The following is a 25,152-nucleotide window of genomic DNA, read 5'->3' as shown; positions in this document are numbered from 1 at the left end:
TCAGCTCGTCTCGGGGGTGCTGTGTCCCGTCTTGTTCGCCTTGTCCGTCTCTGCAGAAGCCTCGTCCGTCTTCGTCGTTTTCGCAGCGGCGGCGCCGCGGTCGGTGCCTTCGTCTGCCGCCTGGTCTGCCTCTGGGCTGTCCGTATCGAAACTTTCGGGAAGGTTGCTCAGCCGCTTGTTCATATTCCAGATGAGCAGGGCGATGGCCACGAGCAGTACCAGCACAAGTGCCAACCCGACCGGCGATGCCTTACCGAACTCGGGGCCGGTGGGTTCCTGTGCGAGAACCTCGATTGCCAGCGTGCCTAACGTCATCTCACCTGTCCGTCCTCGATACCCGCGAAAAGATCCGACTCGGGGATCGTCGTGGTGACGCGGGTCTTTGCCAACTCGAACTCTTCGGTCGGCCACACCTTCTGCTGGATGTCCAGCGGAACCGCGAAGAACGACCCGTTCGGATCGATCTGGGTGGCGTGTGCCCGAAGCGCGTCGTCGCGGTTCGGGAAGTAGTCACCACAGGTTATCTGCGTGGTGACCCGTGCCATGAGGTCGCCCTGCTCAGTGCGCCACCGGCTGAGCCACTCCTCCATCGGGAACGGTTCGCCTCGGCGTTCGTACTCGTCGCGGAACAGTTCGATGCGCTTGCGGATGAAGCCGTGCGAGTAGTAGACCTTCTTCACTTCCCACGGCTCGCCGAGTTCGGGATGGTAGTTCGGATCTGCCGCCGCCTCGTATGCCGCCATCGACACCTCGTGGCAACGGATGTGATCGGGGTGCGGATAGCCGCCGTTCTCGTCGTACGTGGTCATGACGTGCGGGCGGAACTCTCGTATGACCTCGACGAGCTTGCGGGTGGGCTCGTCGAGTGGCACCACCGCGAAGCACCCGTCGGGCAGCGGCGGCTTGGGATCACCCTCAGGAAGGCCGGAGTCGATGAAACCGAGCCAGCGATGCTGCACGCCGAGATGACGCGCTGCCGTCGCCATCTCCTCGCGACGAACCTCGGGCATACGATCCCGGATACCGGGCACGTCCATCGCAGGATTGAGGATGTCTCCTCGTTCGCCACCCGTGAGGGTCACGACGAGCACGTCGTTCCCCTCTGCCGCGTAGCGGGCCGTCGTGGCGGCACCCTTGCTCGACTCGTCATCGGGATGGGCATGCACGGCCATGAGCCGTAGTCCGCTCACGTGTTTCCTCCACCTCACCGTCGTGTACATCTCGGGACCGGGCGGCGACCGCCGGTGCGGGCCGTCCGAATCCCTCCCCTATAGTTCCACCTGAGCGCTCCTCCGTCAGCCGTGGCCCCACGGGAGCACCCGAACTTCGACCCGGGCCTGAAAGAAAATGATGACCGATACTGCAGAACAACCCCGACGCAGCGCGAGATACCCGTCGAAGACACGGACGACTCGCGGCAAGAAGTGGGGCTTCACCGCCCTCGGCGTCCTCGCTGGAATCGGGCTCGGATTCGTGATGTACCAGCAGTTCGGACCTGCCGAGATCGAATACGAAGTGGTGGCGTTCAACGTCGTCGACGACGACACCCTCGACATCAAGCTGTCGGTCACGCGACAGGAGCCGTCGCAAGAGGCTGTGTGCATCGTCCGTGCGCGATCGCGGGACGGCAGCGAAACCGGACGACGTGAAGTCCTCATCCCGGCGTCGGACTCATCGACGGTGGTTCTGGAGTCGACGGTCAAGACGTCACAGCGCCCCGGCATGGGCGACGGCTACGGCTGCAGCTTCAACGTTCCGGAATACCTCCGCGCACCCTGATCTGATGCCGTTACGCTGCGCTTTCCGCGCGTAATCCAGATCTGATGCTAGAATAGGCCGATACACGGTTCCACCCATTGGGGCCGTGTATTGCTGCATTAGAGACAGTACGACCCCGTTCGCCACATTCCAGGGGGGAACGACGCGGGTCGTGCTGTTGCGGTCGTTGCGTATGCACGACTTGTCCACGGAGCCGGGGGCTCCAACCCGAAGGAAGTGATCGATGATGACCGAGACCCAGGTGACATGGCTGACACAGGAGTCCCACGACCGCCTCAAGGCGGAACTGGACCAGCTCATCGCCAATCGTCCCGTCATCGCGGCCGAGATCAACGAGCGGCGTGAAGAAGGTGACCTCAAGGAAAACGGTGGTTACCACGCCGCCCGCGAAGAACAGGGTCAGCAGGAAGCACGCATCCGTCAGCTGCAGGAGCTGCTGAGCGCCGCGAAGGTCGGCGTCGCACCTACGCAGTCCGGTGTCGCGCTGCCCGGCTCGGTCGTCACGGTGTACTACGACGGCGACGAATCCGACAAGGAAACGTTCCTCATCGCGACCCGCGAAGAGGGCGCGCGCAACAGCGAGCTCGAGACCTACTCGCCCAGCTCCCCGCTCGGCAATGCCCTCATCGAGGCCAAGGTCGGCGAGACACGTGAGTACGCGCTGCCCAACGGCAAGACGATGAAGGTGACGCTGGTTTCCGCAGAGCCGTACCACGGCTGATTCCGACGTTCACGCAGCGATGCCCGGCCGGTGTTTCCGGCCGGGCATCGCTGCGTTCTCGCCGCGTCAGATGATCCGACGCGCCTTCATGTCGGGGAACACCGTGCCGACACGCACCACGTCACCGGTGGTCGGGGCGTGCACCATCTGGCCGCCGCCGATGTAGATCGCGACGTGGCCCGGGCCGCCGGCCTGCCAGTTGCCGAACAGGAGGTCGCCCGGGCGGGCGAGCTCGAGCGGAATCTCGGTGCCCACGTGCCACTGGGTTTCCGAGGTGCGGGGCAGGGTGATGCCGGTCGCAGCGTGCACCGCGTACGACGTCAGGCCCGAGCAGTCGAAACCGCCCCCGGACGGGCCGTGGATGTTGCCTCCACCCCAGACGTACGGCAGACCCAAAAACTTGAAGGCGAGATCGACCACACGGTTGCCGACGTCGCTCGTACCACCCAGACCGAGGCCGAAGAACGGCGACAGCAGTCGGGAGAACGCTGCCTCGGTGGCACGGATCTTCGCGACATACGGCTTGGTCTGGTTCTCGTAGTCGGGCGACCCGGATGGCATGCCGCCCGACCGACGGACGGCACCCGCACCCGCGTTGTAGGCCGCGAGCGTGAGATCCAACGTGTTGCCCTCGACGAGTCCGCGCTTCTTCCAATCGTCGATCTGCTTGTAGTTGTCGCACAGCAGGTTGCCGGAGGCCATGACGGGGTCGGCGATACCGAGGATGTCGATCTTGCCGTCCCCGTCGGCGTCCTTGCCGTACTCGCGCCACGTGCCGGGCATGAACTGTCCCGGCCCCTTCGCGCCCACGGGAGACACGGGCGCGGTAGCTCCGAACCGGAAGCCGTTCTCTGCCGAGTACAAAGCTGCGAGGACCGGCGCGGTGATCCCGTCGCAGATTTCCCCGGCCTTGCGCAGCCACGGGGCGAACACCGCGATCGCACCGATGGGCGCCAGACCTGTGCCGGGCAGGATCGCCGGGATCGAGGGCAGGGTGACGCCACCGATCGTGGCAGTGGGTTGCGGGCCGAGTACCGGCGCCTGTGGCACCGGCGCGATTCCGAACGCGCTCGGTCGCGGGGCAGGGGCCGCCGGTGCGATCGGAGATTCCGGTGGGGGTTCCTGCGGCCGGAGCGCCTCGATCGCCTCCTCAGGCAGGTGTGGCTCGATGGCCGCCGCGACCGAGTCGGTGGTGTCGGCGACCACCTGCTGGGCCTGTCCCTGTACCTGCTCGGGTAGCGACGCGACGAAGTCCTCGACCTGCTTGTCGGTGTCCGGTGCCCCCGCCTCGAACGACTCGATCGCTTGTGTGACTTGATCTTTTACTTCTGCTGGTACGTCCGCTCCTTGAACGAGCGCACTCGCTGCCGTGGCCACTGCCACGATGACCGCAGACGGGTCTACCGACATCCGCAACCCCCATCCATCCTGAACGACCCCAACCGTACTTGTGATGACGGTCACGAGCACGGCGTCCGCTTCTTGATATCACATATATTTAGGAACACGTTCTAGTTGAGTGGCGGGTGGGATCAGTGTGACTGGAGGTACTCGCTGTTATCCGTCTGTTGCCTGCGAGGAGAGGGAGGGATCGGTCAGTAACTCCACGATGACGACACCGGCGTACTCGTCGGCGCGCTCCCCGTCGTCATCGACCAACCCGAGGATCGCGTCGCACTGCTCCTGAGTCACCGGTGTGGCAGACCCCAGAATTCGCCACGTGTCGGCGACCGGTACGACTCGCGCGCACAACAGCATGCCGACGGGAACGTCCTCGCCCACCTCCGGTGCGGTCAGGTTCCGCCGCTCACCCGAACGCAGATCGCGCAGCGTCAGACCCTCCCCCGCCCGGACAGCCTCGACCTCGTGCACCGACCGCTCCACCGGCAGCCATTGCGCAAGAAGTTCACGTTCGTCGTCGGGCAGCAGATGCCCACGCACCTGCGCGAACTCGGCCAGCCCTCCGCCTTCACCGAGCATGACGTCGTCGAGCAGCGGATCGGACAGAGCCTCGAACAGGTCGTCGTCGTTGTCGCTGTAGCCGCTGCGTGCCTCCGCAAGGGCGAAGCGATGGTCTCGCCACGAGACCTGCGTCATCTGCATGCAGGCTTTGAAATACAGCCAGGGCGCGCGATCCGCCAGCGGGTACTCGACCTTGCCGAGATGACATGCCTTGTACTTGCGACCCGAACCACACCAGCACCGATCGTTGCGACCCAGATCGGGGCGCTCGACGGGCTGGAAGGCCTCCAACACCGAATACAGCGGATGATCCGGACCGCCACGAGACCTGCCCAGTAGCGACAGCGCCCGGACCGCGTCCCCACTGTCGGAAACGTACCGGGCGAGGTCCTCGAGCGCCGGATCGAACTCCGAATCCAGATCCGTCGAACGCTCGAAGTGGCGAGCCGCCTCGTCGACGCGCGCATCGGTTTCTGCCGCCTTGCCCGCCATCCAGAACGCCGACGCGTCGACCTTCCGCTGTCCGTGGTCCTTCATCCACAACGCCGCCCATTCGATCGCCTTCGGATCGATCGCCTGCTCGAGGAGTTCATCGAGAACCGTCGACGCGACATCGGGGTCGGCCAACACTGCGAACAACCCGGATTTGCCCTCCGAGAACCGCGGCTCGAGATCGTGGTCGTCCCCGGAATCGATCGCATCGACCAGCGACGCGAACAACACGACCCCCGGCACCGCCTCGACCGGTATCCCGACCTGCTCGGCATAGGAATCGACTGCGCTCTGCGCGAGATACCCGGCGAAATCGAACCCGGGCGGTGCAACAAGACCGCCCGACACCTCGAGCCCCCCCGCCTGGACCTGTTCCGACAACGGAAGGGTCGGAACGGTGAACGACGTGGGCGTCTCCACCATCACGGCGTACACCGACGCTTCGAGATACGCCGGGTCGCCGGACGCGAGCGCCTCCCCCAGCACCGCGGTCAATTCGGGCACGACATCGACCTCGGTGGTGGCCGGTGCGATCGTCAATCCCGTCTCCGACACGGTTGCGGCCACGAGGTCCCCGGCCGACAACTCGGCGAACGCACCGCGGGGAAACACGAGCGCTTCATGACCGAACGGTGCGAGATCGGTGATGCCGCGATCGTCGAGCCGCTCGGGTTCGTGCTCGATCTCGACGAGGTCGTATCCTTCGTCGCCGGTCACGAACACAAGCAGGGGGTAGATCTCGTCGATGGGAAGCACAGCCGAAGCCACCTCGGCTTCGGTGAGCCGATGTGTCAGGATACGGCCGCCGAGAAGCGCGTCGAATGCGGCGTATCGGCCGTCGCTCAGGTAGGCCAACATCGGATGCTCGGGCAGTTCGTCGACGGGCAGGTCCAGGTCCTCGGCATCGTGGCCCGACGCGAGTCGCTCTCCTATCTCGTCGAGCGTGAGCGGGCCGTGCTCCCGGAGCAGAGTGAGCACAGCGGCGATCAGTGCGTCATCTGCGGCGAGGTCGTAGTCGAAGTCGGTCACGGATGCGATCGTACGGGCAGGCAGGCGCACCGATGCCCGACACTCGAGCACGTTGCATCGCCGCAACTACTCGAGCCTCACCACGTATCCGGCGTCGCGCAGCGCATCGAGCACCTCACTGCGGTGTTGCGCACCACGGGTTTCCATCGTCAGTGCGACCTGCACCTCGTCCAGCGCGAGTTGTCCCGCCGTGCGCGAATGTACGACGTCGACGACGCTGGCGTCGGAATCTCCGACAACGCTCAGCAATCCGACGAGAGCACCGGGCCGATCCGGGATCGACACGCGCACAGCAAGATACCGGCCTGCCGCTCGCAGACCATGTCCGATCACATGAGTCAGAACGAGCGGGTCGATGTTGCCACCGGTGAGGATCGCGGCCACCGGGCCGTCGAACTCCAGTCCCGCGGTGGACAGCGCAGCGACCGCAGCAGCTCCCGCAGGTTCGACGATCAGCTTGGACCGCTCCATGCACAGCACCAACGCCCGGGCGAGGGCGTCGTCGCTGACAGCAACGACGCGCTCGACGTAGTCCTGCACGAGCGGAAACGGTACGGACCCAGGCATTCCCACAGCGATACCGTCGGCGACGGTCGCGAGCGTCTCGGCTCGTTCGGGACGTCCCGCCAGCAACGAACCCGGCCACGCCGCCGCGCCCTCGGCCTGAACACCGATCACCCGAACCTCCGGCCGGACGGAAGCGAGTGCCGCTGCGACTCCGGCCAGCAGACCGCCACCACCGGTCGGGACCACCACTGCGCTCACATCGGGAAGTTGCGCAGCGATCTCGAGTCCGACGGTGCCTTGCCCGGCCACGACATCCTCGTGGTCGTACGGGTGGATGAACACCGCGCCCGTCTCCGCCGCGAACTCCTGCGCCGCCACCAGCGCGTCGTCGATCGTGTGGCCGGCGAAGTGGACGTCGGCGCCGTAGGCACGGGTCGCGGCGACCTTCGGCAGGGCCGCACCGACCGGCATGAACACCGTCGAAGCGATGCCGAGCCCGGTCGCCGCCCACGCGACTCCCTGCGCATGATTGCCCGCACTCGCCGCAACGACACCGCGCGCCCGCTCGTCCGCCGCGAGTCGCGCGATGCGGTAGTACGCACCACGCGGTTTGAACGAGCCGGTGTGCTGCAGGTTTTCGCATTTGAACCACACCGGGACGCCGGTGCGCTCGGAGAGCACCCGTGAAGGCAGCACCGGGGTTCGTCGTATGACGGGGGCGAGTGCATCCTCGGCTGCACGGATCTCCGGTTCTCCTATGCGCACCTGATCGAATGCACCCATCGCCTCAGCGTAGGGGACTCGAACGCGCGAGGAGGCGCCCCAGGCGGGCGCCTCCTCGCGTGTCGCCGGGACTTATCCCAGAGCCTGCTCGATATCGGCCAGCAGATCCGCGACATCCTCGATGCCGACGGAGAGCCGCACGAGGTCGTCCGGCACCTCGAGCGCCGAGCCCGCCGTCGACGCGTGCGTCATGGCACCCGGGTGCTCGATCAGCGACTCGACGCCGCCGAGCGACTCGGCGAGGGTGAATATCTCCGTGCGCTTGCAGAAGTCGAGCGCAGCCTGCCGTCCCCCGGCCAGACGCACCGAGATCATGCCGCCGAATCGACGCATCTGCTTGGCAGCGGCCTCATGACCGGGATGCGACTCGAGACCGGGGTACAGCACCGACGTGACCGCCTTGTGCCCGGAGAGCGCATCGACGATCTTCTCGGCGTTGTCGCTGTGCCGCTCCATCCGCACCGCGAGGGTCTTGATACCGCGCAGCGTGAGGAAGGCGTCGAACGGCCCGGGCACCGCACCCGCGCCGTTCTGCAGGAACGCGAATGCGGTGTCGAGTTCCTCGTCGTTCGCCACGAGCGCTCCCCCGACGACGTCGGAGTGACCACCGATGTACTTGGTGGTCGAGTGCAGCACGACGTCGGCGCCGAGCGACAGCGGCTGCTGCAGGTACGGCGACGCGAACGTGTTGTCGACGACGAGTTTTGCGCCGCCGGTATGTGCGATGTCGGCGAGCGCAGCGATGTCGCCGATGTTGAGCAGCGGGTTGGTGGGGGTTTCGACCCACACGAGTTTGGTGTTCGGTCGCAGGGCCGCGCGCACCTCGTCGAGATCGTTGACCGCGGCGGGCGTGTACTCGATGCCCCACTGCGTGAAGACCTTGTCGATGAGCCGGAACGTGCCACCGTAGGCGTCATTGGGGATGACGAGGTGGTCGCCGGGCCGCAGCGCCGAACGCAGCAGGCAGTCGGTGGCCGCCATACCCGAACCGAATGCGCGACCGTAGGCGCCGCCTTCGAGCGCTGCGAGATTCGCTTCGAGGGGGCGGCGAGTGGGGTTGCCGGTCCGCGCGTATTCGAAGCCGTTGCGCATTTCACCGACGCCGTCTTGAGCGAACGTCGACGACGCATAGATCGGCACATTGACCGCGCCGGTCTGAGGGTCGGGCTCGAAGCCTGCATGGATAGCGCGTGTGGCGAAACCGTGCTGTGTGTTGTCCGTCATTGTGAAATCGGTGTCCTATCGGCCTTCGGAGATGAAACCAAGCAGATCGTGGCGGGTGATGACGCCGACAGGTTTGCCGTCGTCGATCACCATGAGCGCATCGGTGTCGCCGAACGCCTTCGTCGCGGAAGCGATCGACTCACCGACACCGATATTGGGCAGCGGCGGGCTCATGTGCTTCTCGACGGAGTCGGCGAGGTTCGCGCGTCCTTCGAAGACGGCGCTGAGCAGTTCTCGTTCGCTGACCGAACCGGCGACCTCGCCCGCGGTGACGGGCGGTTCGGCACCGACGACGGGCATCTGCGAGACGCCGTACTCGCGGAGGATCTCGATTGCGTCGCGCACAGTTTCGGAGGGGTGAGTGTGCACGAGCGCGGGCAGGTCGCCGGACTTGCCGCGTAGCACGTCGCCGACTGTGGAGTCGTCGGGCTTGCCGTCGAGCGGGGCACGCAGGAAGCCGTACGACGCCATCCACTTGTCGTTGAAGATCTTCGACAGGTATCCGCGCCCACCGTCGGGCAGCAGCACCACGACGACGGCCTCGGGGCCTTCACGCTCGGCAACCTCGAGCGCCGCGACCATCGCCATCCCGCACGAACCGCCGACGAGCAGACCTTCCTCGCGCGCGAGGCGACGGGTCATCTCGAACGAGTCGGCGTCGGAAACGGCAATGATCTCGTCAGGGATGGCCGGGTCGTACGCGGCGGGCCAGAAGTCCTCGCCGACGCCTTCGACGAGGTACGGGCGGCCGGTGCCACCGGAGTACACGGAACCTTCGGGATCGGCGCCGATGACCTTGACCTTGCCGCCCGACACCTCCTTGAGGTAGCGGCCGGTGCCGCTGATGGTGCCGCCGGTGCCGACGCCCGCGACGAAGTGGGTGATCTTGCCGTCGGTGTCGTTCCAGATCTCGGGGCCCGTGGTCTCGTAGTGACTCTCGGGACCACCCGGGTTGGCGTACTGGTTCGGCTTCCAGCCGCCGGGCAGTTCGCGGGCGAGCCGGTCGGAAACGGTGTAGTAGCTGTCGGGGTGCTCCGGCGGCACCGCGGTCGGGCACACCACCACTTCGGCACCGTAGGCCTTGAGCACGTTGCGCTTGTCCTCGCTGACCTTGTCGGGGCAGACGAACACGCACTTGTATCCGCGCTGCTGGGCGACGAGGGCCAGACCGATCCCGGTGTTTCCGGAGGTGGGTTCGACGATCGTGCCGCCCGGCTTCAGTTCGCCCGAGGCCTCGGCCGCGTCGATCATCTTGACGGCGATGCGGTCTTTCGAGCTACCGCCGGGGTTGAGGTACTCGATCTTCGCTGCCACCAGCGCCGATCCAGGTTTGACCACCGAGTTGAGTTTGACCAGGGGGGTATTTCCGATGAGGTCGACAACAGAATCCGCGATGCGCATACCACCATGTTCTCAGACATCGGTTGTCGAGGGCCTCTCGGCCATACGACAGCGGCCGGACCACCTGGTAGGTGATCCGGCCGCTGTGCGACTGGAGGCTAGTCGCTCTGGAAGTAGCTGAGCAGTCGAAGGATCTCGACGTACAGCCAGACCAGGGTGACGGTGAGACCGAAGGCCACGCCCCACGCAGCCTTCTCCGGCGCCTGGGCGCGGATCAGCTGGTCAGCGGCGTCGAAGTCCAGCAGGAAGCTGAACGCGGCGATGCCGATGCACACGAGGCTGAAGATGATGGCGAGAGCGCCACCGTCGCGCAGGCCGAGCCCGCCGTCGATGAAGAAGCTCGCGACCAGGTTGCCGAGTGCGAGAACCAGGACACCGACCAGTGCGCCGACGATCATGCGGGTCAGCCGCGGCGTGACGCGGATCGCGCCTGTGCGGTAGACGACGAGCATGCCGAAGAACACGCCGAACGTGCCGAGGACCGCCTGAGCGATCAGCGTCGAACCGCCGGCGCCACCGAAGGTGATGTCGGTGAACATGAACGACAGCGCGCCGAGGAAGAAGCCTTCTGCGACCGCGTAGGCCAGGACGATGGCCGGGTTGTCCATCTTCCGGCCGAATGTGGCGACGAGGACGAGGACGAGACCGATCAGGCCGCCGCCGACCACAAAGGGCAGAGCCAGGCCGGTATTGGAATTGACCAGTACGTACGAGATCAGCGCCGTGACGGCGAGCACGCCGAGCGTGATGCCGGTCTTGGTGACGACGTCGTCGATGGTCATGGACCGCTGATCTGTGGGACGCGCCCACGGATCGGCAGGCGCGTATTGCGGCTGTCCGAATTGCTGGGTTACCTGAGCGGCGCCCGCTGTAGCAGAGCCGAATGAGGCGTATCCGCCGCCCTCTTGCTTGGGCAGGTTGCGGAACACCGGATTGCTGGTGGTGCGCACCGTGCACTTCCCTTCTGATGGTTCGCTTCTGTCCGTTGAACCTGGTTGTCCATTGAACGAGGCAGCCGCGACGAAAGTTCCCACCGCGGAGCGGACCGTCTTCTGATGCCGCAGAGCGACCCCCGGACAAACCGGACTCTACCGGGTGCGGACCGATCGGGTCACGGTGAACTTGCGGTTACGACCCGCAACGGTCGTGCGGCCGACCAGTCCTTGCAGGTGGCGGTGGTAGCCGAGGTTGGAGTTGTGCACGGTCCACAGTTCACCGCCGTCACGCAGGATGCGCGCAGCCGATTCGAACATCTTCTCCGCGATACCGGTGTGCACCGCAGCACCGATGTGGAATGGCGGGTTGCACACCACGACGTCGACGGACGCATCGGGTAGCGAGGATGCGACGTCGTCGCGGAGAGTCTCGATGCGGTCGGCCAGACCGTTGGCGGCGGCGGTCGCAGCGGCGGAGGCCACCGCCGAGGCAGACTGATCGGTCGCGATGATTCGCGCCGACGGCCGAATCCTGGCCAGCTCCGCGGCGAGGATTCCGGTGCCACATCCGAGGTCAACCGCCACACCGATGTTCCGCGGGGTCTGACGAAGGAAGTCGAGGAGGTAGCGGGTCCCGATGTCGAGGCGCGGCCCTGCGAAGACCGCACCGTGCGCGACGACGGTCAGATCGAGGTCGGTCAGCGTCTCGGTGACCGGATAGGTCGGCGTCCCGGGAATCGGCGTCCGGGCTCTGAGGACCCTCGACTTCTGCCGCCCCCGCGATGCCTGGACCTCGCCGAACGACCGGCCGAGGACGTCGTTCATGGCAATGGTGATGTGTTTGTCCCGTCCACCCGCGAACACAGCGACCTCGGGTGTTGCATACCGGGCGACGGCTTCCGCGATCTCGGTGAGAGCACTGAGCGATCGGGGCAGCTGCAGAAGTACCACCTGCGCGCCGGTCAGGAGCTCCTCGCTCAGTTCGCCGGAGGTGAAGCGGTCCAGCATGCCTTCACGGTCGGCGTTCGCGGCCAATGCGCGTTCGGCGACGATCGAATCCTGGTGAACGCGCAATCCGAACGCATCGTGTCGGGCAGCGGTACCGAGGGTGAGCGCACCGAAGTGGTCGTCGATCACGACGACGGATCCGTCGTCCGCGGCCACGAGCGCGGCGTCCGCCTCGTCGAGAATCAGACGGTCCGCCGCGTCGACAGCAAGCAGATTGGGCGCTTCCACATCAGGGAAGCGCCGCAACCTGTCGAACAACTCGCTGTTTATGAGCACTGCCCCTTACCGGCGTCCTCGATGGCCTTGAGAGTATCGGCCTGTTCTTCCTCACTCAGGTTCTCCCATTCCGGGAGCTGCTGCTGAGCTTCAGCGACCGCGGACGCTGCCGCAGCGCGATCCTGACCCCATTCCTCGAGCTCGTCGAGGTACGGGAGCATGGCCGCGCAGTTGTCCTCGTAGCTGTCGCCGAGGTTCACCGCGGGGCTGCTCGGAGTGCCGGACTCGGCCGATGCAGAGGTGGTCGTCGTGGTGGTGTCCTCGGTCGAGTCGGATGCCTCGTCCGAGGATCCGCACGCCGCCGCCAGCAGGACCACGCCCGCACCGAGCAGCGCCGCGAGAGTCTTCTTCATGTGTGTGTCCACTTCTCGTCGCAGTGTCGTTTTCGTCCGGGTCGTCGGTTTCGTCGACGCGTCCCGGCGGCACAAAGGTAATCGAGTCCCGTGAAGCGATAAGCGCCGGGCGTACACCCAGCGGGACTATCCTGGAGAAACCCCTGAACGAGGCACCCTGATGACCGAGAACGACCCGCTTGCCACCCGAGCCGCGCCGGTCCTGACCGCGAACGAGGCCGACACCGTTCGGGCATTGGCGGCTGCCGGATTCACCGATCCGGAAGAGATCGGTCGCGGCGGTTTCGGTGTGGTCTACCGATGCCGACAGGAATCGCTCGACCGTACAGTGGCGGTGAAAATTCTCAGCACCACCCTCGATCCCGACAACATGGACCGGTTTCTGCGGGAGCAACGCGTAATGGGCCGGTTGTCGGGCCATCCGCACATCGTCACCGTGCTCCAAGCAGGCACCGGCGGCACCGGGCTGCCGTATCTCGTGATGCACTACCATCCGCACGACTCCCTCGAGGCACGGATTCGCAGACACGGTCCGCTGGAGTGGCCAGAAGCGGTGCGCTTGGGAATCAAGGTCGCGGGAGCGCTCGAAACCGCGCACCGGAACGACGTACTGCACCGCGACGTGAAGCCGGGCAACATCCTGATCACCGAATACGGCGAGCCTCAACTCACCGATTTCGGCATCGCACGGGTCGGCGGGGGTTTTCGCACCTCCTCCGGAGCAATCACCGGATCGCCCGCGTTCACAGCTCCCGAGATTCTGCGCGGTGACAATCCCGCAGCCGCGGCGGATGTATACGGGCTTGCGGCGACCCTGTTCTGCGCGATCACCGGCCACGCCGCTTACGAGCGCCGGGAAGGCGAGAAGGTCGTTGCGCAATTCCTTCGGATCACGTCGGAGCCCATCCCGGATCTCCGGGGTGGCGGGCTCCCCGACGCGCTCTGCGAGGTACTCGAACGCGGAATGTCGACCGACCCCGCGGGGCGTCCACAGACCGCCATGGATTTCGGGGAGGAGCTTCAGCAACTCGAACTCAGCTTCGGGCTGCCCGTCGACGACATGGCATTACCCGAGGACGCTCCCGGACCCTCCCTGCCCGCAGCGCTGCCGTCGACCTCCTCGACAAGCGACTCGGGACGCCTCCCGTCGACGTCGTTCACATCACCGTCGACCTCACCTGCGACTCGCTTCCGTCCTCCGGCCGCCAACAGGCCACTGATCGACCGCACCCGGTTGATCGATCTGCTGCGAGCGGGCCGGCGGCGCAGGCTCACCGCGATCCACGCGCCCACCGGCTTCGGTAAGTCGACCCTCGCCGCCCAATGGCGCGACGTTCTCGTCGGAGAGGGAATCCCGGTCGCGTGGCTCACCGTCGACAGCGACGACAACAACGTCCTGTGGTTCCTGACCCACCTGATCGAGGCGATCAGACAAGTGCGTCCACATCTGAGCCGTCAGCTCGCGCAGATCCTCGAATCCCACGGCGACGATGCCGAGCGATACGTGCTGAGCACTTTGATCGACGATCTGCACAGCAACAAGGTGCAGACCACCTTGATGATCGACGACTGGCATCGGATCACCTCGCCGGAGACGATCGCCGCGCTGGACTTCCTCCTCGAGCGCGGGTGCCACCATCTGCAGATCGTGGTCACCAGTCGCACTCAGGCCGGACTGCCGTTGAGCCGCATGCGGATGCGCGACGAACTCGTCGAACTCGATTCGAGTGTCCTGCGATTCGACACAGACGAATCCGATTCCTTCCTGCGCGAAGTGAGCGGGCTGCATCTCGACCGCGAAGATGTCCAGGATCTCAACCGCTCCACCGAGGGGTGGGCCGCGGCGCTACAGCTCGCGTCGTTGTCGTTGCGCGACAGCGACGATCCGACAGGGATGATCGAGAACATCACCGGACGCCACCATGCAATCGGCGAATTCCTCGCCGACAACGTTCTTTCCACACTCGAGCCAAAGGTCTACGAGTTCTTGTTGTCGACGTCGATCACCGAATCCATCAGCGGTAGCCTTGCTTCGACCCTCACCGGGAATCCACGGGCGCAGGCGATGCTCGAGGAGATCGAGCAGCGAGACCTGTTCCTGCGACACGTCGACGACGAACGCGTCTGGTTCCGCTACCACCACATGTTCCTCGACTTTCTCCGCCGTCGCCTCGAACACGACAGGCCCGAGCGGATTCCCGAATTGCATCACCTTGCCGCGCAGTGGTTCGCGCGTCACCACATGCTGCGCGAGTCGGTCGATCATGCACTGGCCTCCGACGACACCCGGTTCGCGCTGGACCTCGTGGCCACCGACGGCATGAATCTGATGGAACACGGTCGCATGACGACGTTGCTCACGCTCATCGAAAAGCTCCCGCACCGCGCGGTGTCGGACGATCCACGCCTTCAACTCTCGTGTTCGTGGGCGAACGGCGCTCTGCAACGAAGCGACAAGGCCAGGACCGCACTCGATGCCGCTCGCGACGCACTCGAACGGAGCGCACTTCCCGCAGCGGAGACCGAATCGCTTCGTATCGAGATGGACGTGGCCGAAGCAGCAATCCTCATGAACGCCGATCAAGCTGCCGACATCGACCGGCTCATCGCACCGTGCCTGGAATCCGCCGACACGCTGCGTCCGTGGGTGGTGGCCGCCGCCGCCGTATTCGCCAGCTACACCGCCCTCTTCCGCTTCGACTTCGAGGCCGCCCAACGGTGGCAGGAATGGGCCGAACCGTATCACCAGAGCACCAAGGGGCCGTTCGCCGGAATCTATGGGGAATGCCTGTCCGGGATCGCTGCCAGCGAACTGCTCGATGTGGCGGTCGCCGAGAAGCGCTTTCGTTCGGCGCTGCGCACCGCACGCCACAGCGGCGGCGTGCATTCCCATGGCGGCCGGCTCGCGGCTGCGATGCTCGGAGAGCTGCTCTACGAGCAGGGTCGGCTCGCAGAGGCCGAAGCACTTCTCGACGAAAGCGCCCAGCTCGGGATCGAAGGCGGCATTGCGGATTTCATGATTGCGCGGTTCGCCACCGCCGCACGATTGAAGATGCTGCGCGGTGATCGCGACGCCGCCGTCGCACTGCTGGACGAAGGCCTGCGGGCAGCCGCCACCCTCCATCTCCGGCGGCTACGCGCGCGCGTCGACAACGAACGCGTCAGGCTGGGCCTGTCCACGGCGCCGCGCGAAGCTCAGGAGATGCCGGCGACGGACCGTCCCGACACGGACGGCGTAGCCGAAGTGACCGCGCAGATCGAGGACGCCACCGCCATCCGCCTGTTGTACAACAGTGCAGATCCGGACTCGGTTGCCCACGCGGTCGACTGGGCGCAGCTGTGGTACCGGCGCACCGACATCAACGGACGACGGCGTGCACACCTGCAGGCGGGCCGCCTGCTCGCGGCGTGTCTGCATGCAGCCGGACGGATCGAGGAGGCCGAGGAGATCCTCGCACCGGCCGTCGAGGTCTGCGGCGACCGCGGCATGCTCCGGTATCTCGTCGACGGTGGCACTCACGTCGTCGCCGTACTCACCTCGCTCCGCGACAGATTGCGCGAGGACCGCTGGCCGAAGGAATGGCCTGTCGTCGACGCAGCGTTCCTCGACGAGATGCTGCGACTCACCGAAACCGGAGAGACCAGCGCCGAGCTCTGAGTGCGGCACACTTCGAGCATGACCAATCTCCCCGGAGACGTGCGCACACGGTTGTGGCGCGACGGTGTGCTCGTCGCGGACGGATTCCCGCTCGACGACATCGCCGAGCATCTCTCGGACGAGCGCGCGTTGGTATGGGTGGACCTGCACGACCCTGGACACGCCCAGATGAGTGCACTCGCCGCCGAGCTGGAGTTCGACCCCCATGCCGTCGAGGACGCGGTGGCGCGAAGCGAGCGCACGAAGGCAACCCGCTATCCCACCCACACCTTCGTCACGGTGTACGCGACCCACCTCGATCGACAACCCGGTCCCGGCACGGTCGAATCCCGCCTGCACACCACCCGGGTGTCGGCGTTCATACTGCCGCGCGGGATCGTCACGGTGCGGCGCGGCGGGCCGTTCGACATCGACGAGGTCACGACACGATGGGACGATCACGCCGACCTCATGCAGTTCGGAACCGGCGCGCTCCTGCACGGACTGCTCGACGTCATCGTGGACGGTCAATTCGAGACCATCCAAGCCCTCGACGACGCAATCGAGGACATCGAGGACGGACTCTTCGGCGACACACCGATGACTCGCGAGACCCAGCACCGCATCTACCGCCTGCGCAAGGAACTGGTCCAGCTCAGGCGTGTCGTACTTCCGATGCGCGAGGTCGTGACCGCGGTGATGCGTCACCGCGCCGAGACCGGCAACCCTGCAGAACTCGACGGTTGGTACACCGACCTCTACGACCACGTGATCCGGGCGACGGAATGGACCGAATCGCTGCGCGACATGGTGACCACGTTGTTCGAAACGAACCTGTCGCTGCAGGATGCGCGCTTGAACACGGTCATGAAGAAGCTCACCGGGTGGGCCGCCATCATCGCGGTACCCACGGCAGTCACGGGCTGGTACGGCATGAACGTGCCCTACCCGGGCTTCGATCAGCCGTGGGGTGTGCTCGTCAGCGCCTGCGTCATCGCAGGGTCGGCGGGACTGCTGTATCTGCTGTTCAAGCGGCGCGACTGGCTCTGATCACTGCACCTTCGGATCCGAGCGACGCACTCAGATGAGTACGAGGATCAAGACGATGATCAGTACTACGACGATGACTGCTGCGATCACCGACGCCACGGACGCACGACGCTTGCCCGCGCCGCTGCGCACCAGTTCGGGGTCGGCGTCCGGCGCATCACCGATGGGGTCTTCGTCGTTCGATCGAGACATGACACCTCCCGGGTCCTCGTGTGATCAACGACCGCGTATCCAGGAAGTCTTGCACGCGAAGTTCCCGGAGGTGTGGACGTTTGCCTCCCGATCCCGCGGGTATCTCTTCATGGCACGAAGATCCATCGGCAAGCATGAGGAGGATCGATGGCAGACTTCATCGACAAGGCCAAGCACAAGGTGGAAGAAGCCACCGGCAAGGTCAAGGAACAGACCGGCAAGGCCACAGACGACCGCGATCTCGAAGCCGAAGGCAAGGGCGACCGCGCCTCGAGCGGCATGAAGCAGGCCGGCGACAAGGTCTCCGACGCTGTAGAGGACGTGAAGGACGCGTTCAAGAACAAGTAGGTGCCGGCACAGCACACAGATCCGAAAGAGGGCCGGTGTACGGAAGTTTCCGTACACCGGCCCTCTCTACGGAGTGCTACTCCGAGGTCCCTTCGGTGCTGTCGAAGAAGTGCCATGTGCCGTCGTTCTCGTGTTGCGCTTCCATGCGCCAGCCGAGCTCGGTGTTGTCGGCGCGAGTATCGACGAACCACGCGTGAGCGTCGTCGGCGCTCTCGATGTCCTTGGTGTCCACTACATCCCCGTTGGGGTCGATCACTCTGTACGTTGCCATGGGGATGGGCTTCCCGGGAGGAACGGCAGCCAAACGTCGCCGACCCCGATCAGCTGTCGCCGAGGTTTCCGGACAGCATCTCGACCCGGCGCAGGCTGGCGCCGTCCAGACCCACGATTGTCGCGGACTTCCCCTTCTCGGAGTACTTGTGAAGCACCGAGTCGAATGTCGCTACGGTCGACGCATCCCACACCTCGGCGTCGGTGAGGTCGATGACGACACGCTCGGGGTCATCGACGTAATCGAATTGGTACACCAGATCATTGCTCGATGCCCAGAACAACTCGCCCGACACCTTGTAGGTGCGCACGCCGTCCACGTCGAGGGCGCGGACGCGCGTCATGTGCGCGACCCGCCGCGCGAACGCGACCATGGCTGTGAGTACACCCGCGACCACACCGACCGCAAGATTGTCGGTGGCCAGCGTTCCGATCACCGTCACGAGCATGACGAGTGTTTCGCTGACCGGCATGAGTTTCAGGGTCCGGGGGGCGATGCTGTGCCAGTCGAACGTGGTCACCGCGATCACGATCATCACCGCGACCAATGCGGCCATCGGGATCGCTCCGACCACATCTCCCACGGTGACGCACAGGAGAAGAAGGAACATCCCCGCGCAGAACGTCGAGATCCGGGTCCTGGCGCGACCTTCCTTGACGTTGATCATGGTCTGACCGATCATCGCGCACCCACCCATGCCGCCGAACAGCGCGGCAACTCCGTTCGCGACGCCCTGGCCCCAAGCCTCGCGGGTCTTGTCCGAGTGACTGTCGGTGATGTCGTCGACGAGCTTCGCTGTCATCAACGACTCCATCAATCCCACCAGCGCCAGGCCCACCGCATACGGGGCGATGATCCGGAGGGTTTCGAGTGTGAGCGGTACGTCCGGGATCATCCAGGTCGGGAAGCCTCCGGGCAGCTCACCCTGGTCGGCGACATCCGGGACATCCACGCCGAACAACACGACGACACCGGTCAGCACGATGATCGCGATCAACGCGGCGGGCACCGCGGTGGTGAGCTTCGGAATGAACACCACCATCGCAATGCCGAACGCGACCAGCGGGTAGACGAGCCACGGCACGTCGAACAGGTGTCCCAATTGGGCGCTGAAGATGAGGATGGCCAACGCGTTGACGAATCCGATCATCACAGAACGGGGAATGAAGCGCATCAGGCGTGCGACGCCGGCCAGCGCCAGTACGACCTGCAAAGCTCCTGCCAGCCAGACCGCGGCGATCAAGTAGTCGAGCCCGTGCGACGCCACCAGCGGCGCGATGACCAGAGCTGTCGCGCCGGCTGCGGCCGACACCATCGCAGGCCGCCCACCCACGAACGCGATGGTGATGGCCATGACACAGGACGTGTACAACGCGACTTTCGGATCGACTCCCGCGATGACCGCGAACGAGACGACCTCGGGAATCAGGGCCAGGGAGGTGACCAGACCCGCGAGGATCTCGGTTGTCAACTTCCGAGGCGATCGGAGGGTCGAAAGAACGGTATTCACCGCTGAAGTCTAGGCACGCCCGTCGTGGCGGCGCGCCTCGCAGCGGCGCCGGGTGTAGTGTTGGACCATCGACCGGTTCGACACCTCCGGACATCTTCCCCGATACGAACCTCGATGATCATCCCCGAGCTGCACGTTCCTGGTTTCGCGTACCCCGCGCCCGCGTGTTCCTCGCAACACCTGAAGTGTTCGAAAGCAGTACCCGAAAGGACTCACATGAGCCAGCACACCGAAGACAACAACCCGCTGTTCCTGCAGCCGGTGGACCCGAACAACACCGAACCGGCGGTTGTGGAGGCCGAGCACCAGACATCGACCGAGCCGTTCGACTACACGTCGATCTTCTCCTCGCGCGGAGCCTGAACCACCTATCGCGTCGCGAAGTCGGCAAGTGCCTCCGAAACCGGTTCGGGGCGCCCGTCGTTCCGTACCCCGGCTGCGGTGAGCACGTCGATGTGGTTGTAGCCCGGCAACACGACCGGCACGTCGTCCGGATGCCCTGATTCCGGAAGCGCGATACCTCCGCTGCCCTGAAGCGTGAGAATCGGGTGCCGCGCGACCCCGTCCCTGTGGATGTGATGTGTCGCGAACGACGGAGCCGACGACAGCGCCAGGTCCGACGGCAGCCGAGTCGGGAAGTACCACTCCGTGAAGTCCAACGGGGGTTCCGACAGATTACGCGCCAGTTCGGCAATCGAGGTGACCTCGCTCGCCGGGTTCGTGTAGCGCGCCTCGTTCGGAAGCGAATCTGCGGTCGCGACCTCGTCGTAGTCGAGCCACCTGTAGAGCACATCCGCGCCGTACACTGCGGGCGACGCTTTCGGTGCGTCGCCGAACATTCCCGTCGACAACACCTCGGTTGTGCTCGGCACCGGAAACAGCTTGTCCTGCACGGGGGCTCCCGTGATGAAACCGACACTGGCCTGCAAGAACCCGAACGGCTGCGAATTGTCGTCGAGGATCGCTCCGAGAACCGCCTCGTTGGTGGCATTCAGTGAGCGCACCTCCGGTTCCCCGGTCGCGAACATCGCGGCGTCCTTCGCGAGCAGAGCCCGCAATGTCCAGTCTACGTTCGGGTTGTCCGGCAACCGCTCGACGAGATCGTTGACACCCTCCGGATCGAGACGTACTGCGAGACCCGCCAGAGCAAGCAGGTTCGTCGTCTCCGGGTTGATCACCGCCTGAAGCGCCAGTACCGGCATGGCCCCGGTGACCGCTCCCGTCGCAGCGTCGAGCGGAGCTTTCACGATGTCGGGGATCTGCGGGAACGATCCGCCCACCGGTGCGGGAGATTTCGCCGCGATCACAGTGTCGAGCGCGAAATATCCCGAGCACTGGCTGAATCCGGCGTCGTCGAGGGTCTGCGGGTTCCCGTCGAAATCCCATTCGGCGAAGAAGCCCGTTATGAACCCTCCCAACGAGTGCCCGCCGCACAGCACCTTGTCGTTACGGACCTGCGGGTCGGGAAGTTCGTGTCGAAGGAGGTCGTACTGGTCGCGGAGAGTCTGTTCGAGGCCGACATGGGCGAGCCATGCGACATCGGCGCCCGAGGCGTAGCCCGCAAAGCGCGACCCGTCGCTCTCCGCGCCGTGGAAGTAGTAGTCGGTGGCGGTGTCGAAGCTGCCGGTCGCGAGCGCGGCCTGAACTCCGGTGTGGTCTTCGAGGCAGTTCGATCGCCTGTCCAGCGCCCAGAATTCGACGTGCGCACCTCGTCGAGCGGCCGCAACGACGGTGTTGCGCGCAACACTTCCGAATGCCCCTGCGCCCTCGAAGATTCCCGGCTGGGCCACGAAGATGCGGTCGGCGTGTGCCGAGTCTGCCGGGCCGTCGACCGATCTCCAGCGAAGGTAGGACAGGCGGTCGCACCGTTCCGGTCGCGGGCCGACGTACTCCGGTAGGGGCGCGGGGATCGTGACCACCGAGCCGATCACCTCGCCGGCGAGCGGTGCGGTGGAAGCGTAGGTCGTCTCGGTTCTGCCGTCCTGAGCGGAGGCGTGTGGAGCGCCGCCGACGCCGACAGCGAAGGCCGTTGCTGTCGCGAGAACCATCCGGATTGCGCTGCTGCCCATCGCCGCCCCCATCACCAGTGATGCGCACACAATAAGGCACGATCGGACTTCGGCAGGGAGAACGCCGGGGGCGGCTACACAAACATGGTCCGCAGACAGAAACAACGGTTCAGGCAGGCCGATTCTGTCCGCAGGCGTTGTGGTTGTAGGGATTTTGGTGGTCCCGAACGGTCGTCGCGAACTCGTCCCAGCCGCCGTACTCGTTGTTCACAGCATCGAGCACAGGCTGGATCTTGCTGGCGCTCTGCAACGTAACGTAGACATCGCGTACGACGCTGTGCCAAGATCATCGCCACAAAAGAAAAGGTGCCCGCCGCGAGCTTGGACCCTCGCGACGGGCGTCGTCCGACTTACCAAAGGAGTCGAACGTGGCACAGCATACCCATGCCCCATTACAGGGCGGAATCAGACGCGGCCCGCGCTTGGCCGACAATTTCACCGTCCTCTCCAACACCGTCATCAACGACGGTCAGCTGAGTTTTCGCGCCAGGGGCCTGCTCATCATGTTGCTCAGCAAACCTGCCGATTGGCATATCCGCTCCGAGTCGATCGCGCGCCACTCCCCCAAGGAAGGCCGAGACGCCATCCGCACCGCGATGCGCGAACTCGCCGAGGTCGGATATCTGGTGGTGGAGAAGTTCCAGGACGAGCGTGGCCGGTGGATCACGATCCAGACGATCTACGAGGAACCGCGCGAGGAAACCCCTGTTCCGCCGGGGCCTGGGAAACCGCCCGCCGGACTCTCCGACATCGGAAAGCCCGTCCCTCTTACAAGTACTCGAAAAACAAGGACTGAAACGAACAACGAGGTAGTGGCGTCGTCGACTCGCACTGAAACAGACGACCGCGTCCTCAACGCCCTCGAAGCCGCCACGACCTCCGCAGGCCTGATGGCCTCGTTCGCCAGGATCAAGCCGCCGCAGCGATGCGAAATCCTCGCGCTGGCGGCACTACACGGCGTCGACGCTCTCGCATCGGCCGCGAAAACTGCGCATCGACCGGCGAATCCGACGATGCACGTGCACGGGTGGCTGCGCCTCTGGCGCGCACTGCCCGCGCCCCGGATGCCGTTGGCACCCAAGTGCGGGCAGTGCGACGAGTACGGCTGGCTCGACGACGACGAACACGGACGTGCCGTCCGGTGTGGTTGCCGCGCGCCGGTTGCCGCCTAGCTCTGTCACCACACGTCGACGACGCCACCGCACGATGTGGTCGGGATGCTCCACAGCGGAATGCTGTTGACAGCGCTCACCGTGAACTCGACGGGTCCGGGACCCGAGTTCAGATCGAACGTCACCACGTCACCGCCCGGGTACGCGACGGTCGCGGTGTCGGTGAGGGTGCCGCGTTCGTCGGTGGCGGTGTTGTGCCAGTCGAACTTCACGTCGGTCTGATATCCACCGGCGAAGAACCACAGGCTCGACACGTCGGGCATCTGGAGCTGGATGCTGCCCGATTCGGTTTGGTAACCGAACAGGCGGGCCGGGGCGTAGGGCTGGTCGAGGATGTACGGGCTCACGCCCCAGCACCGATCCATCGGCACCTCGACCGTGTCGGCCGCGGCCGTCCCGGTTCCTACTGCGAGTCCTGTGAGCATGCCTGCGGCGACAAATGTGGCGGCGCCGACGCGGCGGAGGGCTCGTAAAGACATACATGCACCTTTCTCGTGGACGGATTGTCCACCCAGTGCACCATGATCAGGTCGACGCCGTTCGCGTGATCGTGTTTCTCATCGATACCGGTGTGATCAGCGGAGTGGTTCGAGTACGTCCCGTGCAGGCGGCTGTGGAGTTGCCGCATTCGCGGGTGCGAATCGAACAACGGTGAACAACACGCCGCACGCGAGCAGTGCCATTCCCGCGCCGAAGGCCACCCAGGCGGAGGCCGAGTAACCGCCCGCGTTCGCAACCTCACCAGCGACCCAGTTCCCGATCGAGGTGCCCAGGGTGATTCCGGCACTGAGCAGGGTCATGATGAATCCGAGACGTCGCGCAGGGGTGTGATCGCCTGCGACCTTGAAGATCGTCACGAGGATCGGGCCGATCGGTGCGCCGACGAACAGCAGGACGACTGCCATCTGCCACGGAACGCTCGGCAACCACATCAATGCCACAGCAGGAATCAGCACGACCGCACATGCAGTCCACCTCACCGACGCGCTCAGACGTCCACTCCACCGTGACACACTCAATGCGGCTGCGCCCGAGGTCAAGCCGAGTGCGGCATAGATCAGGCCCCCACTTCCCGGGTGGCCGGTCTCATCGGCGAAGACCGCGGTGGTGGTGGCCAGCGAGCCGAAAATGGTTCCGATGCCGAGCATCCCGAGGAAGAGGACCGCTACCGGAGCCCATGACACTTTCGCGAAGAAGAACTCCCCCTCGCCCAAAGGGTCGACGCCGTCGGCAGGTGCTGCGAACTGTGCGCTGGGATGCAGCGCGAACCATGGCACCACGATCACCGTGAGCGCGATGAGGACGTACAGCGGCGCCGCAGCACCGAAAAGCGCAGCAACGATGCCCACGGCCGCCGGGCCGAGAACGAATCCGAGTTCGTCCATCGTGCCCTCGTATCCTTGGGCTTCCCCGACGGCGTGCTCCGAGCCGCGGCTCGACAGCCCACGAATCCACCGCACTCGGGTCATCGGGCCACACTGCGGCACCACGATTCCTGCGACGAATGCCGCCGCGAGCAGGCCCGGCGACAACGCCGGGGCGTCGCCGCCCGCGTCGCCCGCAACAAGGACGGCCAGCACCGCAAGCACGTAGACCGCGGTGGAGACGAGGAGCGCCCACCGCTGACCCCAGCGGTCGGATGCGATTCCGGACAGCGGGGCGCCGACAGCGACCCCTACTCCCGTGACCGCGGCCGCGATGCCTGCGGAAGCGAAGTCGGATGACGATGCGACGACGTAGGTCAACACACCCATGACGAGCATGGACAGCGGCAGACGAGCCAACGCCGATACCGGAAAGTATGCCGATCCGACGAGATCGTGCATGGTGCGAAAATGAGAGGGTTTGGAGTTGTGGGCCATCAGTACCTTTTCAGGAACTTTCTGCGTGCAGAAAGACACGCACGGCGTCCCTGCCTCCCGCCGTGCCTGACCCAGAATGAACCCGACGAGTCTACAGCAGGATTTTGCGGGGTGAACCCGAGGGTGAATTACCTACTTCTCGGTAACATACGACCGAGTTGGTCCGTTGTTCAAATTGTGAACTGGATTTTGTGGGCGCTACTCGCCTGGCTCGTCGTCTCCGTGGCGGTCGCGTTGATCGCGGGGCGAGTCATCCGTGCCCGCGATCAACGAGAGACTCCACCGGCGATCGAGGACGACGGCGACGACGAGATACACCGGGCCGGCTGAGCCGAGGACCGATCGATCACGAGCGGTGGCACCATGTGTGCTCGGTGCGACCGCCGGACCGTTACTCGGACTCAGTGGGCGCACTCCGACCGGAGGTCAGCAGTGTGACGGTGCCCCCAGTCGGACTCGAACCGACACTGTGCGGATTTTAAGTCCGCTGCCTCTGCCAATTGGGCTATGGGGGCCGACTGGATCACCCTAGCGGGTGGCAGACGTCCGCTCGGCGCGAGGCCGTGGATTC

At 65.3% G+C, this 25,152-nt stretch carries 24 protein-coding genes and 1 tRNA gene; 8 read left to right on the top strand and 17 right to left on the bottom strand.

Annotated features, from left to right (window positions below):
* Together MWU77_RS02930 and mca are read right to left on the bottom strand one after the other, a co-directional pair.
* Entirely contained in the window at nucleotides 1-315 is a 315-nt protein-coding gene (locus MWU77_RS02930) for a hypothetical protein (RefSeq protein WP_240959042.1), read from the bottom strand.
* The gene (mca, locus tag MWU77_RS02925) at nucleotides 312-1,190 is read right to left on the bottom strand and encodes a mycothiol conjugate amidase Mca (protein WP_169687731.1); all 879 of its coding nucleotides are present in this window, start codon (nucleotides 1,188-1,190) and stop codon (nucleotides 312-314) included. Before mca ends, MWU77_RS02930 begins: the two co-directional genes overlap by 4 nt.
* Before the next feature lie 160 nt (nucleotides 1,191-1,350).
* Here mca and MWU77_RS02920 point away from each other — a divergent pair, with 160 nt between their 5' ends.
* Both MWU77_RS02920 and greA read left to right on the top strand, forming a co-directional pair.
* Nucleotides 1,351-1,779, top strand: a complete 429-nt coding sequence (locus tag MWU77_RS02920) for a DUF4307 domain-containing protein (RefSeq protein WP_247272892.1) — start codon at nucleotides 1,351-1,353, stop codon at nucleotides 1,777-1,779.
* Between the two features lie 226 nt (nucleotides 1,780-2,005).
* Nucleotides 2,006-2,500, top strand: a complete 495-nt coding sequence (gene greA / locus MWU77_RS02915) for a transcription elongation factor GreA (protein WP_169687985.1) — start codon at nucleotides 2,006-2,008, stop codon at nucleotides 2,498-2,500.
* A 66-nt stretch (nucleotides 2,501-2,566) separates the two neighbouring features.
* Here the strand turns inward: greA and MWU77_RS02910 are convergent, their stop codons facing one another.
* The 8 genes from MWU77_RS02910 to MWU77_RS02875 form a co-directional block, all read right to left on the bottom strand.
* Entirely contained in the window at nucleotides 2,567-3,910 is a 1,344-nt protein-coding gene (locus MWU77_RS02910; RefSeq protein ID WP_169687733.1) for an NlpC/P60 family protein, read from the bottom strand.
* A 147-nt stretch (nucleotides 3,911-4,057) separates the two neighbouring features.
* Complete coding sequence (locus MWU77_RS24910; RefSeq protein WP_247272891.1) at nucleotides 4,058-5,983, bottom strand: YecA family protein; 1,926 nt, start codon at nucleotides 5,981-5,983, stop codon at nucleotides 4,058-4,060.
* A gap of 66 nt (nucleotides 5,984-6,049) precedes the next feature.
* Nucleotides 6,050-7,273: a threonine ammonia-lyase gene (gene ilvA, locus MWU77_RS02900; protein ID WP_247272890.1), complete on the bottom strand. Its 1,224-nt coding sequence runs from the start codon at nucleotides 7,271-7,273 to the stop codon at nucleotides 6,050-6,052.
* A 72-nt stretch (nucleotides 7,274-7,345) separates the two neighbouring features.
* A complete protein-coding gene (locus MWU77_RS02895) occupies nucleotides 7,346-8,497 on the bottom strand; it encodes a cystathionine gamma-synthase (protein ID WP_169687736.1) in 1,152 nt (383 codons plus the stop codon).
* Nucleotides 8,498-8,512: 15 nt separating this feature from the next.
* Nucleotides 8,513-9,898, bottom strand: a complete 1,386-nt coding sequence (locus tag MWU77_RS02890) for a cystathionine beta-synthase (RefSeq protein ID WP_169687737.1) — start codon at nucleotides 9,896-9,898, stop codon at nucleotides 8,513-8,515.
* 98 nt (nucleotides 9,899-9,996) lie between these two features.
* Complete coding sequence (locus tag MWU77_RS02885; RefSeq protein WP_169687738.1) at nucleotides 9,997-10,848, bottom strand: Bax inhibitor-1/YccA family protein; 852 nt, start codon at nucleotides 10,846-10,848, stop codon at nucleotides 9,997-9,999.
* 138 nt (nucleotides 10,849-10,986) lie between these two features.
* Nucleotides 10,987-12,117 (bottom strand): methyltransferase, encoded by a 1,131-nt coding sequence (locus MWU77_RS02880; RefSeq protein WP_169687739.1) that lies wholly within the window; start codon nucleotides 12,115-12,117, stop codon nucleotides 10,987-10,989.
* A complete protein-coding gene (locus MWU77_RS02875; RefSeq protein WP_247272889.1) occupies nucleotides 12,108-12,470 on the bottom strand; it encodes a hypothetical protein in 363 nt (120 codons plus the stop codon). The genes MWU77_RS02880 and MWU77_RS02875 overlap by 10 nt, the downstream gene beginning before the upstream one ends.
* 160 nt (nucleotides 12,471-12,630) lie before the next feature.
* Between MWU77_RS02875 and MWU77_RS02870 the strand changes: the two genes are divergently transcribed.
* On the top strand, nucleotides 12,631-16,128 hold the full coding sequence (locus tag MWU77_RS02870) for a serine/threonine-protein kinase (RefSeq protein WP_247272888.1): 3,498 nt from the start codon (nucleotides 12,631-12,633) through the stop codon (nucleotides 16,126-16,128).
* 18 nt (nucleotides 16,129-16,146) lie between these two features.
* Complete coding sequence (locus tag MWU77_RS02865; protein WP_169687742.1) at nucleotides 16,147-17,157, top strand: magnesium transporter CorA family protein; 1,011 nt, start codon at nucleotides 16,147-16,149, stop codon at nucleotides 17,155-17,157.
* A 30-nt stretch (nucleotides 17,158-17,187) separates the two neighbouring features.
* Here MWU77_RS02865 and MWU77_RS02860 read toward each other — a convergent pair whose 3' ends face one another.
* On the bottom strand, nucleotides 17,188-17,349 hold the full coding sequence (locus MWU77_RS02860) for a hypothetical protein (protein ID WP_169687743.1): 162 nt from the start codon (nucleotides 17,347-17,349) through the stop codon (nucleotides 17,188-17,190).
* Nucleotides 17,350-17,496: 147 nt separating this feature from the next.
* On the opposite strand from MWU77_RS02860, the gene MWU77_RS02855 reads away from it, so the two are divergent.
* A complete protein-coding gene (locus tag MWU77_RS02855) occupies nucleotides 17,497-17,697 on the top strand; it encodes a CsbD family protein (RefSeq protein WP_169687744.1) in 201 nt (66 codons plus the stop codon).
* Nucleotides 17,698-17,773: 76 nt separating this feature from the next.
* Here MWU77_RS02855 and MWU77_RS02850 read toward each other — a convergent pair whose 3' ends face one another.
* Both MWU77_RS02850 and MWU77_RS02845 read right to left on the bottom strand, forming a co-directional pair.
* Nucleotides 17,774-17,968, bottom strand: coding sequence for a hypothetical protein (locus tag MWU77_RS02850; RefSeq protein WP_169687745.1), 195 nt, complete (start codon nucleotides 17,966-17,968; stop codon nucleotides 17,774-17,776).
* A gap of 49 nt (nucleotides 17,969-18,017) precedes the next feature.
* Entirely contained in the window at nucleotides 18,018-19,478 is a 1,461-nt protein-coding gene (locus MWU77_RS02845; protein WP_247272887.1) for a SulP family inorganic anion transporter, read from the bottom strand.
* A gap of 216 nt (nucleotides 19,479-19,694) precedes the next feature.
* Here MWU77_RS02845 and MWU77_RS02840 point away from each other — a divergent pair, with 216 nt between their 5' ends.
* Complete coding sequence (locus MWU77_RS02840) at nucleotides 19,695-19,841, top strand: hypothetical protein (protein ID WP_169687747.1); 147 nt, start codon at nucleotides 19,695-19,697, stop codon at nucleotides 19,839-19,841.
* 5 nt (nucleotides 19,842-19,846) lie between these two features.
* Here MWU77_RS02840 and MWU77_RS02835 read toward each other — a convergent pair whose 3' ends face one another.
* Nucleotides 19,847-21,547 (bottom strand): hypothetical protein, encoded by a 1,701-nt coding sequence (locus tag MWU77_RS02835; RefSeq protein ID WP_247272886.1) that lies wholly within the window; start codon nucleotides 21,545-21,547, stop codon nucleotides 19,847-19,849.
* 368 nt (nucleotides 21,548-21,915) lie between these two features.
* On the opposite strand from MWU77_RS02835, the gene MWU77_RS02830 reads away from it, so the two are divergent.
* The gene (locus tag MWU77_RS02830; protein ID WP_247272885.1) at nucleotides 21,916-22,719 is read left to right on the top strand and encodes a replication protein; all 804 of its coding nucleotides are present in this window, start codon (nucleotides 21,916-21,918) and stop codon (nucleotides 22,717-22,719) included.
* A gap of 5 nt (nucleotides 22,720-22,724) precedes the next feature.
* Here MWU77_RS02830 and MWU77_RS02825 read toward each other — a convergent pair whose 3' ends face one another.
* Both MWU77_RS02825 and MWU77_RS02820 read right to left on the bottom strand, forming a co-directional pair.
* Nucleotides 22,725-23,198, bottom strand: a complete 474-nt coding sequence (locus MWU77_RS02825; protein WP_247272884.1) for a hypothetical protein — start codon at nucleotides 23,196-23,198, stop codon at nucleotides 22,725-22,727.
* Nucleotides 23,199-23,294: 96 nt separating this feature from the next.
* Nucleotides 23,295-24,545, bottom strand: coding sequence for an MFS transporter (locus tag MWU77_RS02820; protein WP_169687749.1), 1,251 nt, complete (start codon nucleotides 24,543-24,545; stop codon nucleotides 23,295-23,297).
* A gap of 213 nt (nucleotides 24,546-24,758) precedes the next feature.
* Here MWU77_RS02820 and MWU77_RS02815 point away from each other — a divergent pair, with 213 nt between their 5' ends.
* Nucleotides 24,759-24,911, top strand: coding sequence for a hypothetical protein (locus MWU77_RS02815; RefSeq protein ID WP_169687750.1), 153 nt, complete (start codon nucleotides 24,759-24,761; stop codon nucleotides 24,909-24,911).
* A gap of 111 nt (nucleotides 24,912-25,022) precedes the next feature.
* On the opposite strand, the gene MWU77_RS02810 is transcribed toward MWU77_RS02815, so the two are convergent.
* A tRNA-Leu gene (locus tag MWU77_RS02810) sits at nucleotides 25,023-25,096 on the bottom strand.
* Between the last annotated feature and the right edge of the window lie 56 nt (nucleotides 25,097-25,152).

This window comes from Rhodococcus sp. F64268 (genome assembly GCF_023015605.1).
Lineage (GTDB): Bacteria > Actinomycetota > Actinomycetes > Mycobacteriales > Mycobacteriaceae > Rhodococcus.
The sequence above is the reverse complement of the archived record's forward strand: the minus strand, read 5'-3'. Positions and strand labels throughout refer to the sequence as shown.

Bases quoted from the DNA above. Each gene is read 5' to 3' on its own strand.
- MWU77_RS02930 (WP_240959042.1), bottom strand. From the start codon at position 315: ATGACGTTAGGCACGCTGGCAATCGAGGTTCTCGCACAGGAACCCACC.
- MWU77_RS02920 (WP_247272892.1), top strand. From the start codon at position 1,351: ATGACCGATACTGCAGAACAACCCCGACGCAGCGCGAGATACCCGTCG.
- greA (WP_169687985.1), top strand. From the start codon at position 2,006: ATGACCGAGACCCAGGTGACATGGCTGACACAGGAGTCCCACGACCGC.
- MWU77_RS02910 (WP_169687733.1), bottom strand. From the start codon at position 3,910: ATGTCGGTAGACCCGTCTGCGGTCATCGTGGCAGTGGCCACGGCAGCG.
- ilvA (WP_247272890.1), bottom strand. From the start codon at position 7,273: ATGGGTGCATTCGATCAGGTGCGCATAGGAGAACCGGAGATCCGTGCA.
- MWU77_RS02895 (WP_169687736.1), bottom strand. From the start codon at position 8,497: ATGACGGACAACACACAGCACGGTTTCGCCACACGCGCTATCCATGCA.
- MWU77_RS02890 (WP_169687737.1), bottom strand. From the start codon at position 9,898: ATGCGCATCGCGGATTCTGTTGTCGACCTCATCGGAAATACCCCCCTG.
- MWU77_RS02875 (WP_247272889.1), bottom strand. From the start codon at position 12,470: ATGAAGAAGACTCTCGCGGCGCTGCTCGGTGCGGGCGTGGTCCTGCTG.
- MWU77_RS02870 (WP_247272888.1), top strand. From the start codon at position 12,631: ATGACCGAGAACGACCCGCTTGCCACCCGAGCCGCGCCGGTCCTGACC.
- MWU77_RS02865 (WP_169687742.1), top strand. From the start codon at position 16,147: ATGACCAATCTCCCCGGAGACGTGCGCACACGGTTGTGGCGCGACGGT.
- MWU77_RS02860 (WP_169687743.1), bottom strand. From the start codon at position 17,349: ATGTCTCGATCGAACGACGAAGACCCCATCGGTGATGCGCCGGACGCC.
- MWU77_RS02855 (WP_169687744.1), top strand. From the start codon at position 17,497: ATGGCAGACTTCATCGACAAGGCCAAGCACAAGGTGGAAGAAGCCACC.
- MWU77_RS02850 (WP_169687745.1), bottom strand. From the start codon at position 17,968: ATGGCAACGTACAGAGTGATCGACCCCAACGGGGATGTAGTGGACACC.
- MWU77_RS02840 (WP_169687747.1), top strand. From the start codon at position 19,695: ATGAGCCAGCACACCGAAGACAACAACCCGCTGTTCCTGCAGCCGGTG.
- MWU77_RS02835 (WP_247272886.1), bottom strand. From the start codon at position 21,547: ATGGGCAGCAGCGCAATCCGGATGGTTCTCGCGACAGCAACGGCCTTC.
- MWU77_RS02825 (WP_247272884.1), bottom strand. From the start codon at position 23,198: ATGTCTTTACGAGCCCTCCGCCGCGTCGGCGCCGCCACATTTGTCGCC.
- MWU77_RS02820 (WP_169687749.1), bottom strand. From the start codon at position 24,545: ATGCACGATCTCGTCGGATCGGCATACTTTCCGGTATCGGCGTTGGCT.